Genomic DNA, 13,666 nt, shown 5'->3' on the forward strand with positions numbered 1-13,666 from the left:
ATGAAAAGTAAGAAAGAACGTTTAGATATATTATTAGTAGAAAAAGGTTTAGTTGAAACGAGGGAAAAAGCAAAGCGGGCGATTATGGCAGGCTTAGTTTTTAGCAATGAAAATCGTCTTGATAAACCAGGTGAAAAGGTTAGTGTTGATTTACCCTTAACTGTAAAAGGGAAAGTTCTGCCTTATGTTAGCCGTGGCGGACTTAAACTTGAAAAAGCACTAAAAATCTTTGATGTTGATATCAAAGATAAAGTTCTTCTTGATATAGGAGCTTCAACTGGTGGATTTACGGACTGTGCCCTTCAAAACGGAGCAAAAATGTCCTATGCATTAGATGTGGGCTATAATCAACTAGCATGGAAGTTAAGACAAGATGAACGAGTGGTTGTGATGGAGAGAACGAACTTTCGCTATGTAACTCCTGCAGACCTTGTTAAGGATATGCCTAACTTTGCTTCTATTGATGTTTCTTTTATATCCTTAAAACTGATACTTCCTGTACTAAGAACTTTGCTTGTTCAAGGAAGTGATGTAGTCGCACTAGTAAAACCACAGTTTGAAGCAGGTAGAGAGCAAGTTGGAAAAAAAGGAATTGTAAGAGACCCGAAAGTTCACGATATGGTTATACAAAAGATTACTGAATTCTCATTAGAGATAGGCTTTGATGTAAGGGATCTTTCGTTTTCTCCCATTACAGGTGGAGACGGTAATATAGAATTTCTTCTTCACTTACGTTGGGAAGGGGAAAAAGAGGTAGGAGTGAACTACTTACCTAAACCAATTACTAATGTAGTTAGTGAAGCCCACGCGGAATTGAAGAGTAAAAGTAAAGATACAAATACAGATACAGATACAGATACAGTAGAGGAGGAATAGGCATTAGCTGCTTATTCCTTTTTGTTATGATAAAAATGGTTATTCATTATTCTATTTGTATGAATATTCAAATTTTTATTTTTTCTAGAAGGTTTTTAATAGTATTTGTCGAATAAAATAAAAAAACAGAGAAAAACGATGAATGATTGTACAAGATAGGAAAAATCGGCTAACATAATAGTAATAGGGCTTTTCATGAATTTTTATAAAAATTCATCTGAGAATTTCCTGATATAATCTATTTTTTACCGTAATCTCGAGGTGAGCAAAGTTGAATAAAGGACAACGTCATATAAAAATACGTGAAATTATTACGAATAATGATATAGAAACACAAGATGATTTAGTGGATGAGCTAAAGAATGAAGGATTTAACGTTACGCAGGCAACTGTATCTAGAGATATTAAAGAACTTCATTTAGTAAAGGTCCCTTTGATGGATGGTAGATATAAATACAGTTTACCAGCCGACCAACGCTTTAACCCATTACAAAAGTTGAAAAGAAATCTAATGGATGCATTTGTGCGAATTGATTCAGCAGGACATCTTCTTGTGATGAAAACTCTGCCCGGGAATGCAATGGCCATTGGTGCCTTGCTTGATAATCTAGACTGGGAAGAAATTTTAGGTACGATTGCAGGAGATGATACCATCTTAATCATTTGCAAAACACCTGAAGACACAGAAACCATTTCAAATCGATTTCTTGATATGCTTTAATTCGAGGTGAGATTTTTTGTTAGGGGAATTATCAATTAAGAATTTTGCCATTATTGAAGAACTTTCTGTATCGTTTGAAAAAGGGTTAACTGTTTTAACAGGTGAAACAGGGGCAGGGAAATCCATCATTATAGATGCTGTTCATTTACTTGTTGGTGGTAGGGGATCTTCAGAGTATGTCCGCCATGGAGAAGATAAGGCTGAAATTGAAGGATTATTTCAAATTGAAAGCCTAGAACACCCAAGTCATCTAAAAGCAAAGGAATTTGGAATCGAAATAGAAGATGGAATGATTGTCTTGCGTCGTGATATATCTAGAAGTGGAAAGAGTGTTTGCCGTGTAAATGGTAAGCTTGTAACGATTTCAACACTTAGAGAAATTGGAAGCACATTAATCGATATACATGGACAACATGAGCACCAAGAATTAATGGATGAAAGCAGACATTTATCTTTATTAGACCAGTTTGGTGCAGAGGAAATTATTCCTGCTCTTGAAGAGTATGAGATGCTTTATCGATCTTATGAGCAAACTTCTAAGAAATTAAAGAGTTTAAGTGAAAATGAACAGCAGGTTGCCCATCGATTAGACTTAATCACGTTTCAGCTAGATGAAATCACAAAAGCTGGGCTGAAAATTAACGAAGATGAAGAATTGTTAGAAGAGAAAAGACGATTTAGCAACTATGAACGTATATACGATGCGATAAAATCTGGTTACTCGGCTCTTCATGGCGATCAAAGAGGTCTCGATTGGATTGGTCTTCTCATGAGTCACCTAGAAGACGCTGCTCAACTAGACAGCAAATATAAGGAAATGGCTGACGCGGTTTCTGGAAGCTTTTATATGCTAGAGGATTTAGGAAGGTCTTTAAGGAATGAATTAGACATACTTGAATTTGACCCACAAAGGTTAAATGAGATTGAAGACAGATTAAATGAAATTAATCAGTTGAAAAGAAAGTATGGGAAAACGGTACAAGATATTCTTGAATATGGTTCAAAAATTGAAGAAGAAATAGAAACCCTTCAAAATAAAGAAACACATATTGAACAGCTTCAAAAAGAACTCACTTCCATTAAAAAAGATTTAACCATTGAAGCAAAAGAAATCAGTATCATTAGACAAAAATTCGCTACTCATTTGACGAAGCTAATTCATCAAGAATTAAAAGATTTATACATGGAGAAAACGGTTTTTGAGGTGATGTTTGAAAGTGATTATGACTCTTTCACACGAACAGGCTCCGATAAAGTTGAATTTTATATTTCAACAAACCCTGGAGAACCATTAAAGCCGCTTTCAAAAATTGCATCAGGAGGAGAACTTTCTAGAATTATGCTCGCGTTAAAGAGTATTTTTTCTAAACACCAAGGAATTACTGCCATTATTTTCGATGAGGTAGATACAGGTGTTAGTGGAAGAGTAGCCCAAGCGATTGCAGAGAAAATTTATAAAGTTTCGGTTAATTCACAAGTACTATGTATTACTCATCTTCCTCAAGTAGGAGCCATGTCTGATACACATCTTTACATTTCTAAAAGTATTAGTAATGGTAGAACGAAAACTTCTGTTAAACCGCTTAACGCCGAAGAAAAAATTAAAGAAATTGGTCGGATGATCTCTGGAGTAGAAATTACAGACTTAACGAGAGAGCATGCGAAAGAACTTTTATTTTTAGCAGAAAAATTAAAGTGACTTTAAATATTTTGTTGTTTTAATAAGTATAAATAAAGAAATAATGGGAAATAACCAGTTAATTTGTAAAGCTATCCAATATGGGTAGCTTTTTTATTTGTTCTGAGGTTATAAATGAGTTTGAGTCAGGCAAAATTAAAGATGTAGCCATAAATATATAAATGTTGTGTGTGGACTAGAAGCGAGGAGAGTGAAGATGTTGAAATATGAACTTCTTAGAAAAATAATTGGTGGAATTCTCCTTGTTTCAATAGTTGCAATTGGATTTTCCAAACCATTTCAAGAATATCTTCAAATTCCGAAAAACATTACCCTTTTTGAAGGACAAAATTACGAATTACAAAGAGCTACCCCTGTATCAGCAGTCGTATCTCCTGACAATAAAAGTATTTCAGTTCAACAAGAAAATGATTCAGTTTCATTATATGCCAAACAATACGGGAAGAACGAAATGCTTTTAGAATTAGCGGGCTTTCCAATTAAAAAGGTCGATGTAAACGTTTTAAAGGATTTCAAAGTCATTCCTGGTGGACAATCTATCGGGGTGAAGCTTAATACTTTAGGCGTATTAGTGGTTGGTCACCACCAAGTGAATACGGCAGAAGGAAAACAATCTCCTGGTGAAATAGCTGGAATTAAAGTTGGAGACATTATTACCAAAATTAATGGACAAAAGATTGAAAAGATGGCAGACGTTGCTCCGTTAGTACAAGAAGCAGGACAAAAGAATAAGGATTTGGATGTTGAATTAAGCAGAGAAGACGGTAAAGTACAAACAAAGTTAAAACCTTTACAAGAAAAGGGCGAAGATAATTTCAAACTCGGCTTATATATACGTGATTCAGCAGCTGGAATTGGAACGATGACGTTCTATCATCCAGACTCTAAAAAGTATGGTGCTTTAGGACACGTTATTTCTGACATGGATACGAAAAAACCGATTGTAGTGGAGGATGGACAAATCGTTCGTTCAACCGTTACATCTATTGAAAAAGGAAGCAATGGAGATCCTGGTGAAAAATTAGCCCGTTTCTCTTCAGATAAAGAAGTCATTGGAGATATTACAAGGAATAGTCCGTTTGGTATTTTCGGAAAACTAAATCGAAAAATTGATAATGGTATTATGGATAAACCAATGCCAATTGCATTGTCACATCAAGTTAAAGAAGGACCAGCACAGATTTTAACGGTAGTAGAGAATGACGAAGTAAGACTATTTGATATAGAAATTGTTAGTACCATTCCACAGAAATTCCCAGCCACCAAAGGAATGGTCATTAAAGTAACAGATAAAGAATTACTTGAAAAAACGGGCGGAATCGTTCAAGGAATGAGTGGGAGCCCTATTATTCAAAACGGAAAGGTAATAGGTGCAGTAACCCACGTATTCGTAAATGATCCAACATCTGGTTACGGTGTTCATCTAGAATGGATGCTCAATGAAGCCGGAATTGACATCTACGAAAAACCGAGAGAAAAAGCAAGCTAATAGAAAAGCGCCTTTGCCCTTAGTAAAGGCGCTTTTCTATGCCTATATAAGTATCTTTTTCTAATCCAAACTGTATGTTAAAATAAGAAAATAAAGATTTTTCGACAAAAATAAAGCGCTTTTATTGTCAACTAGCGAAATTAGTCGAAAAGAGGAGAAAATAAAAGAAAAATAAGGATTTTATCCCTTTTTTAAGAAAAAAATAAAAAATAAGAGGATTTATAGTTGCATTGTCGAATTGGTTATTAGAATATATATATAGATGTTATTTTTGAGACGAGAAATTGGATCGAGGAGGAAGCAATAAGTGAAAAAAATAAAAGTATGTGTTGTGGATGATAACAGAGAACTAGTGGGTTTATTGGAAGACTATTTATCATCCCAAGAGGATATGGAAGTTGTAGGGGTAGCACATAATGGGCAAGAATGTATGGATGTACTAGAAGAGACGGATCCAGATGTTCTTGTATTAGATATTATTATGCCGCACTTAGATGGGCTGGCTGTGTTAGAAAAAATTCGTGCAACAAAGAAAAATCCACCTAATGTAATCATGCTTACTGCGTTCGGTCAAGAAGACGTAACGACTAAGGCAGTTGAATTAGGAGCCTCATACTTTATTCTTAAACCATTTGATTTAGAGAATTTGGCTAATCATATTCGCCAAGTAAGTGGGAAAACTAGTGCTCTTATTAGAAAGACTTCTCCTGTAACAACATCTGCATATCGTTCTCAAGTGGAGTCTAAGCCGAAAAATTTAGATGCAAGTATTACCAGTATTATTCACGAAATTGGTGTACCAGCTCATATTAAAGGCTACTTATACTTAAGGGAAGCAATTTCAATGGTGTATAACGATATCGAACTACTTGGTTCCATTACAAAAGTTCTTTATCCGGATATTGCAAAGAAATACAATACGACAGCTTCCCGTGTGGAACGTGCTATTCGCCATGCGATTGAAGTAGCATGGAGTCGTGGAAATATTGATTCTATTTCTTCATTATTTGGCTATACAGTTAGCATGTCTAAAGCAAAGCCAACTAATAGTGAATTTATAGCGATGGTAGCTGACAAATTACGTTTAGAACACAAGGCTTCTTGAAAGAGTTAGAATATTAATTTGAACTTTTTTTGAAATGATTTAAGATTTTGAACTTATATAATTATTTAGTAAAGGCTTCTTTAGTATTGATGATGGATCAATATTAAAGAGGTCTTTTTCTATTGAAAGTATAGGCAGTAGCATTTTTAATCGACGTTAGGTCTAAATGCTTATTTTATAGTTATAATATTATAAATTTTGCGAGTAATTTACCCAATTGACCTATTTTCCTATATACTGAAATTATCCTATTTTATTTTATTATAAACACATAAATTTTCAAGTTACCAATAGAAATATGCATATATGTTAGTCAATTTACCACTAATGTTTTAACAGCATATAGTGAGCCTATATATCCAATAATTAGGAAGGTATTGCTATGGAATTATTTAAAAATGAATATATTTTACTTGAAGAAGAGAATGGAGTTATCTACATAACGGTATTCCAATTAGGGTTTACCTTATCAAGTTTAGAAGTCATTCTAAAGGAATTTCCTCGAATGACAATATCTAAATTTTTATTGTTAAAAGAGGCACTAGAAAAGGCAGAGGCTAGAAAAATTCATATAGGTGAATATAAACCTCTCATTACTCTGACCATGTCAAAGGATCAAATGACAGTAAAAATTAGATTGAATTGTACTGTTGATCAACTGAATGAAAATAAAAAAGAGTACGTATCAAAAATATTAGAAACTCTTCATCAAAACCAAGTAAAAGAAGGAATTCTTGTCTCGGTCTTAAACGAAGAATTGGAAGTTCAGAAAGATATCATTATTGCAAAGGGGACAGAACCCGTCAATGGCGATGATGCCGTTGTTCGCTATTACAAATTGTCTGACAGGAAACCAACCATTAGGGAAGACGGTAAAGCAGATTATTATGAAATGAATTTTATTGATGAAGTGAAAAAAGGTGACTGGTTAGGAGAAAGAACACCTCCAACCGAAGGGACTCCTGGTAAAACTGTTACCGGTGAATTGTTAATGCCGAAAAAAGGGAAAGAGAAGAAATTTTTATATGACCGAAGTACAGTAAGTGAGTACGAGGAAAATGGTAAGTGGTTTTTGAAGGCTCTCACAGATGGAGTAGTTCTATTTAATGGTGGAAAAATATCGGTCGGCAATCATTTAGTTGTTGAAGGGGACGTTGGATTGCAGACAGGAAATATCGATTTTGAAGGTAGTGTAACCGTTAAAGGAATTGTGAATACTGGATTTAGTGTAACGGCAAGAAAAGATATTTCCATTCTTGGCGAGATGGGTGTAAGCGGCATTAAAGAAATCGTTTCTTACAATGGGGACATTTTTATCAAGGGTGGCGTTTTCGGGCGTGGAAAAACCATTATAAAGGCAGCCAAAAATATATTTGTTAAACATGCAAATGAATGTATATTAGAGGCTGGTGGAGACATAAACATCGGTTACTATTCTATAGGCAGTGTCCTTAGAGGCAAAAATATTGTTGCTGATAGCGATAAGGGAAAAATAATAGGTGGATCTATTGAAGCTAAAGGGAAAGTAGTTACAGCCATTCTAGGAAATAAAATGGAAACGAAAACCATTATTCAAGTAGAAGGATTTAATAGAGAAGAACTTCAGAAAAATCTGGAAGAGCTATTATTGAAATATAAGGACCAGATTATAAAAATTGAAAAACTTAAAAGACAACTAGAAGTGTTTGAAAGTTTTCTTGACCAGTTAAACACGGGCCAGAGAAAAGACTACGAAGAAATGAGGAATTCTTTCGAAGCTGAATTGGTGAAAATTACGGTTTTAGATGATCAACGTAAATCAATAATGGCTTTGTTAGAGACAAAAGGTGAAGGAGAAGTATCTATTCAACAAGTTGCTTATCCAGAAACGATGCTACAAATTAAAAATTTTCATAAAAGGCTTCATTCATCGGTAAAAGGGACCTTTTATGCTGATAAAAATAATCTTAATTTCGAGTAGGGGTTGGTGAAGTGTTAAATAGTATAAGTTCCAAGGAGTCGTATCACCCCCTAATGGAAGCGATTGACTTCTTTACTCAACGCTTTCATATTGATCATATTTTGCAATATGGTTTAATTTTCTCAAAAAGAATAATCAAACTTGATAAAACGGCTTTATTTATAAAAAAAGAAAATCGTTATTTCCTACATGGAGACAGCGATTTTAAAATTAATGTATCTGTTATGAATGGCTCCCCCAAACTTGAGGAGCTACCTTTATTTAACGGAAGAATTATTTTAGAGCATTTTGAGGATTATTTTTCAATAGACGTTATTGAGACTTATCAGCTAAAATTAGTCATCCCGCTTATAAACGATACAGAGTTAATCGGATTGATTGTTTCTAATGGAAAAGGGGAGGACCCATTAACTCCTGAGGAACTATTTTTAGCAGAAACATTGATGAAGTTAATTAATTTATCTATTGAAAATAACTTAAGAATCATTGACACCAATGGGATGAAGAAAGAGTTAGATCAGAAATTGTTTGACCTCTTTGTTATAAATCAAAGCACCAAAGCGTTACTTTCAGAGTTAGATATGGATAAATTATATTCCTTAGCTACAGACGTTTTTAGTGAGGTTTCAGGAAGCAGGATTACCACTTTTGGTGTATATGATGAGATTGATGATAAGCTTAAGATTGTTGGCTACCGAAATGTAAGTTCTTTTCAGTCTGTTTACACAGAATTTAGCCTTCATAAAAATGTATTACCATGTAAAGTAGTATTACATATAGAGAAGGATTTAGAACTTATAAAAGAATTATTTATAGAATGGGAACGTTTCACAGATATAAATGCAAAATATATTGTTCTCATTCTAAAGCAAGAGATTATTGGAATGGTTACCTTAGGAGAATGTATATCAGGTAATGACTATACGGAGTCAACATTTGAACTAATTGAAACATTGTCCTCATCTACTTGTATAGCTCTAACGAACGCTAAACAATTTAAAACAATTTCTTTGCAGAAACAAATGAATGAAGAAAAGTTTAGGACACTGCAATTATTTAATCATCTATCTAGAAACATAAATATTTGCGAAACAGAAGAAGAACTGCTAAGCGTTTCATTAAAAACGATTGAATTAGCATTTGGAGTGGAGCATGCTTTTTTTGCTAAACAACGGAAAGGAAATCAGTATTACATTATTAGTTCAATACAATCAAAACATAATGGAAAACATTTTCACTTAGCTAATGATTTCTATCAGGATTTTGGGGAGATTTTTGTCCAGTATGAGAATAGGTCACTAAACCAATATTTTGGAGACGACTCATTCGTTTCTTCGTTGGGGGAGACTAATGGTTTAATAATATCTCCTATTATGCAGAGGAAGAATTCTTACCATACAGAAGAAGAGCCGATGTATCTCCTCGTGATCTTGAATGCTAAACGGCGTTTTAAAGGGGAAGATGTATTGGTGATGGAAACGTTAACTCAAAACATGAAACCCGTTTTGTATCATATGAATAAAGTAAGGAACTCACAAAAAGATTTTTTCCTACGGGTAGAGGAAGAACTGAGGGCTAAAGAATCTATTAGGGATGTCATTATTTACTGGCGTAAACTAAGCAATCCGTTTTATGATTATAAAGAGGAGATTGAATCAAATCTATTATTAGCTGATGAAGAACTATATGAGTTTAACGGATATCAGTTTATTGTTGGTCATAAGTGGTATAAAGAGTTGGAACAATGGTTCTTCATTGTTAATCCAACAAATATAGAACAGATTATTTTGGATGTAAGTGAAAAAAGTGGCTAATTAGTTAACCACTTTTTCGTCTATTCTTACTCTTCCTTCTTTTCAATTTCCATCATCTTTTGAATAAGAATATGCTGAGGCATGTGTAGAATCTGCTCAAGTGGTAGCTTTAGTTTTTCAGCTAGTTTCATAGCAGTTTCGGGTGATAATTGTAAAGGTTTCAAGAGTATTTCCTCCATTCATTTAAGGAAGTGGTCTAATGACATTAATATTTGCCCACAGAGGGTATTCTTCAGCATTTCCAGAGAATACAATGAGAGCTTTTATGGAAGCAGAAAAGGCTGGCGCTGAAGGTCTAGAGATTGATGTACAACTAACAAAAGATGGAGAAGTTGTTGTTATACATGATGAAAAAGTCGACCGTACAACTGGTAGCACAGGCTATGTAAAAGATTTTACCTTTAAAGAACTTAGAAAGCTAGATGCAAGTTATCTTCACAAGACACTTCTTAAAAAGGAGCCAATTCCGTCTTTAGAAGAATTATTTGAGTGGATGAGCACGACCAATCTTGTGTGTAATGTTGAATTGAAGAATATTATTTTTCGATATGAGGGAATGGAAGAAAAAATTATTGAACTAGTAAGGAAATATAACCTTGCTGACCGGATAATCCTCTCTTCCTTTAACCATTACAGTATTATCTACAGTTATAGAATTGACCCAGAGGTAGAAATAGCACCGCTTCTAGCAGAGGGACTATACATGCCATGGGTATATGCTAGTTCCATTCAAGCAAAGGGCATTCATCCTAAATATATTGCAGCAACTAATGAAATGGTGAAGTCCTGTATGGAAAATGGAATCGCCGTTAGGCCATACACAGTTAATAAAAAAGCGGATATGCTGAGGTTTTTTGAGGTAGGTTGTTCAGCATTTATTACGGACGATCCGGTAAAAGCACTGAGAATAAGAAAACAGTTTGAAAGAAAAAGCAAAAAATAAAACAAAGAAAAGCTTGGTGGAACTGATTTCTCACCAAGCTTTTTGTGTTTTCGAAATAAATGTGGTTTTATAACTTTATTTAAATCTGGATTGAACCTTGTTTCTTTTACGGTCACGATGAAGGATAAAACCAGCAACGAACCCTAAGCCTATTAGGAATAAAAGTAAACCAGCTATAAATTGAAGCCACAAATAAGGAAACGGAGAAGTTAAAACCCCAAACACCATATCCCTCATTAATTTAATGCCATATGCAGCTAAAAAACCAGGGATTAATAAGACAAATAATGCAATGATTCTAATCATAACATGTCCTTTCAGAAAAAAATTCACTCTAAAAAATCATAGTATAGAAAAGCATTTTCTGCAATTATTGTTTGAAGAATAATTTTAATGAAGGAAAGGTTAATTGGATTGTTTTATTGTATTACTAAATCCTAATAAAATTCAAAGTGTTATCAGAGTTGATTGGAACGGAGGGCGCTTGACTCCTGTAGGAATAGAGGGAATGGGAGACCCCACAGGCGGAACGCCGAGGAGGCTCCCAACCCTCCCTGCGGAAAGCAAGTGCCTGGAGTGGAAATCAACGGCGTACATAAGTCAAAAAACATCTGAATTTTAAGAAATTTGTCAAGAATGCACTTTCATTTTACAATAGGTTCATGAAAACTTTTTCATGTAATTATCTGCAAAATATTTCCTATTTGAAATGTGGTGATACATATTGCAAAAAGTGATGATTGTTGGTGCCGGAAAGGGAGGCACTTCAATATTAAAGATCTTGACAGAGACAGATATGTTAGATGTAAAAGTCGTGATCGATAAGAATGAGAATGCACCTGGATTCAAAATTGCCAAAGAAAAAGGGATCACGACAGATATAGATTGGCGTCCTCATTTAAGTGAAGAGATTGACATAATTATAGAAGTTACCGGAGATGAAGAGGTATTTAAACAGTTAAGGGACGCAAGGTCTCGAAATACAGTCTTAATACCCGGAAGTGTAGCTTTTTTAATCTCCAAGTTAATGGAAGAAAAAGAAGATTTAATTTCAATATTTAAAAATGAAACATACAAGCAAGAGCTTATTTTTAATTCGACTGGGGATGGAATGGTCGTAATTAATAAAAATTCCGAAGTTATTTTGTTTAATAAAAGTGCAGAATTAATGACAGGAATTAACAGGTCACAAGCACTAGGTAAAAACATCCTTGAAATCATACCGAGCAGTCAACTTCCAAGGGTTTTAGATACGAGACGTATTGAATTAAATCAGGAACTTATTCTTTCGAATGGTATGAAAATTATTACAACAAGAATACCAATGGTTGATGAAAATGATGAATTAATCGGGGCTTTTTCTGTATTTAAAGATATTACAGAAGTAGTCAACTTAGCTGAAGAAATTACCAATCTTAAAAGTATCCAAACGATGCTACAAGCGATTATTCAATCCAGTGATGAAGCCATTTCAGTTGTTGACGAAAATGGGAATGGGATTTTAATTAACCCCGCTTACACTCGTCTAACTGGATTAACGGAAGAACAAGTCATAGGGAAGCCTGCAACCGCTGACATTTCAGAAGGTGAAAGTATGCATATGCGAGTGTTGCAGACTAGAAGAGCCGTTCGTGGTGTGGCAATGCGTGTTGGACCAAAGAAAAAAGAAGTCGTGGTAAATGTAGCCCCTATCATTGTTGACGGTAAGATAAAAGGAAGTGTCGGTGTTATACACGACATGTCTGAAATACAAAGTTTAAATAGGGAACTTACTAGGGCAAGGCAAATTATCCGCACGCTAGAAGCAAAATACTCTTTCGAAGATATTATTGGTGATTCTGAAGAAATGACTCTGGCTATTGGACAAGCTCAACTTGGTGCCAAAACACCTGCGAATGTTTTGCTTAGGGGTGAATCTGGTACGGGAAAAGAGTTGTTTGCTCATGCCATCCACAATGCAAGTGACCGTAAATATAATAAATTTATCCGTGTGAATTGTGCTGCTTTATCAGAAACGTTGCTAGAAAGTGAATTGTTTGGGTATGAGGAAGGTGCTTTTTCCGGGGCCAAGCGAGGCGGAAAAAGAGGATTATTTGAAGAAGCGAATAATGGCAGTATTTTTTTGGATGAGATTGGTGAATTAACCGCAAGTACCCAGGCGAAATTACTCCGGGTTTTACAAGAAAGAGAATTGACTCGAGTGGGTGGAACAAAGCCTATACAGATTAATGTAAGGGTAATAGCAGCTACAAATGTGAACCTCGAGAAGGGCATTGTAAACGGTACCTTTAGGGAAGACTTATATTATCGTTTAAACCGTATGCCGATACAGATTCCGCCACTTAGACAAAGAAAAGGGGATATACCTGCCCTTTGTAAAAGATTGATTGAAAAAATCAATCAAGACTATGGCCGAAATGTAGATGGTATTACGCCTTCTGCCATGTCTCAATTACTTGAATACGATTGGCCGGGAAATGTAAGAGAACTTGAAAATATTCTAGGTAGGGCTATTATTTTTATGAACAACTATGAAACAGAAATTGATGTAGATCATTTACCAGAACTACTAGGAAATAAAGTATCATCAGAAAAAAGAGTTTCAGACTACGTACCTATGGATGAGGGAACATCCTTAACCGAACTAGTAGAGAATTATGAAGCAAAAATTATTAAACAAACCTTAAAAAAGTTAAGTGGAAACAAAACAGCCACAGCAAAGGCTTTGGGACTGTCTGTTCGTAATTTGTACTACAAAATTGAGAAATACGGACTTAGTGACGTTAAGTGATATGTTTTACCGTTGATTGGAGCGGAACTCAATATTCAAACTAGAAAAGGTCAATTTTAAAGTGTATGATGCAATTATTGCAAATATGAGCACGCAAAAATTTGCGTAGTATGAATAACTTTGCATGGTGTATTTTTTAAAATAAAGCGTTTTCATAACAAAAACATGTTGGCACACTTCTTGCATCTATATTAAAGTGAGTGTAGGACATTACTTTAAAGGTCGTTTAGACGAAGAATTTATCACATTTTGTAAATGACCTTATTCT

The 13,666-nt window shown here is 34.6% G+C and carries 11 protein-coding genes; 9 read left to right on the forward strand and 2 right to left on the reverse strand.

The features are described from left to right. The 7 genes from SM124_RS04775 (at position 1) to SM124_RS04805 (ending at position 9,664) form a co-directional block, all read left to right on the forward strand. Positions 1–876, forward strand: coding sequence for a TlyA family RNA methyltransferase (locus SM124_RS04775; protein WP_322445510.1), 876 nt, complete (start codon positions 1–3; stop codon positions 874–876). 271 nt (positions 877–1,147) lie between these two features. Further along, positions 1,148–1,597, forward strand: coding sequence for a transcriptional regulator AhrC/ArgR (ahrC, locus tag SM124_RS04780; protein WP_322445139.1), 450 nt, complete (start codon positions 1,148–1,150; stop codon positions 1,595–1,597). 16 nt (positions 1,598–1,613) lie between these two features. Next, positions 1,614–3,296: a DNA repair protein RecN gene (gene recN, locus SM124_RS04785; protein WP_322445140.1), complete on the forward strand. Its 1,683-nt coding sequence runs from the start codon at positions 1,614–1,616 to the stop codon at positions 3,294–3,296. Positions 3,297–3,492: 196 nt separating this feature from the next. After that, positions 3,493–4,785: a SpoIVB peptidase gene (spoIVB, locus tag SM124_RS04790; protein ID WP_407691371.1), complete on the forward strand. Its 1,293-nt coding sequence runs from the start codon at positions 3,493–3,495 to the stop codon at positions 4,783–4,785. A 307-nt stretch (positions 4,786–5,092) separates the two neighbouring features. Continuing rightward, positions 5,093–5,890 (forward strand): sporulation transcription factor Spo0A, encoded by a 798-nt coding sequence (gene spo0A, locus SM124_RS04795; RefSeq protein WP_322445141.1) that lies wholly within the window; start codon positions 5,093–5,095, stop codon positions 5,888–5,890. Between the two features lie 382 nt (positions 5,891–6,272). Continuing rightward, positions 6,273–7,850, forward strand: coding sequence for a flagellar assembly protein A (locus SM124_RS04800; protein WP_322445142.1), 1,578 nt, complete (start codon positions 6,273–6,275; stop codon positions 7,848–7,850). A gap of 11 nt (positions 7,851–7,861) precedes the next feature. Further along, positions 7,862–9,664, forward strand: coding sequence for a hypothetical protein (locus SM124_RS04805; RefSeq protein ID WP_322445143.1), 1,803 nt, complete (start codon positions 7,862–7,864; stop codon positions 9,662–9,664). 26 nt (positions 9,665–9,690) lie between these two features. On the opposite strand, the gene SM124_RS04810 is transcribed toward SM124_RS04805, so the two are convergent. Next, positions 9,691–9,828 (reverse strand): YycC family protein, encoded by a 138-nt coding sequence (locus SM124_RS04810; RefSeq protein ID WP_322445144.1) that lies wholly within the window; start codon positions 9,826–9,828, stop codon positions 9,691–9,693. 35 nt (positions 9,829–9,863) lie between these two features. Here SM124_RS04810 and SM124_RS04815 point away from each other — a divergent pair, with 35 nt between their 5' ends. After that, complete coding sequence (locus SM124_RS04815) at positions 9,864–10,607, forward strand: glycerophosphodiester phosphodiesterase (protein WP_322445145.1); 744 nt, start codon at positions 9,864–9,866, stop codon at positions 10,605–10,607. Positions 10,608–10,682: 75 nt separating this feature from the next. Here the strand turns inward: SM124_RS04815 and SM124_RS04820 are convergent, their stop codons facing one another. Then, positions 10,683–10,913, reverse strand: a complete 231-nt coding sequence (locus SM124_RS04820; protein ID WP_322445146.1) for a DUF2627 domain-containing protein — start codon at positions 10,911–10,913, stop codon at positions 10,683–10,685. A gap of 418 nt (positions 10,914–11,331) precedes the next feature. On the opposite strand from SM124_RS04820, the gene SM124_RS04825 reads away from it, so the two are divergent. Beyond that, the gene (locus tag SM124_RS04825) at positions 11,332–13,398 is read left to right on the forward strand and encodes a sigma-54 interaction domain-containing protein (RefSeq protein WP_322445147.1); all 2,067 of its coding nucleotides are present in this window, start codon (positions 11,332–11,334) and stop codon (positions 13,396–13,398) included. Positions 13,399–13,666: the final 268 nt, after the last annotated feature.

The sequence above is a fragment of the Robertmurraya mangrovi genome, assembly GCF_034427655.1.
In the GTDB taxonomy this organism is placed as follows: domain Bacteria; phylum Bacillota; class Bacilli; order Bacillales; family Cytobacillaceae; genus Robertmurraya_A; species Robertmurraya_A mangrovi.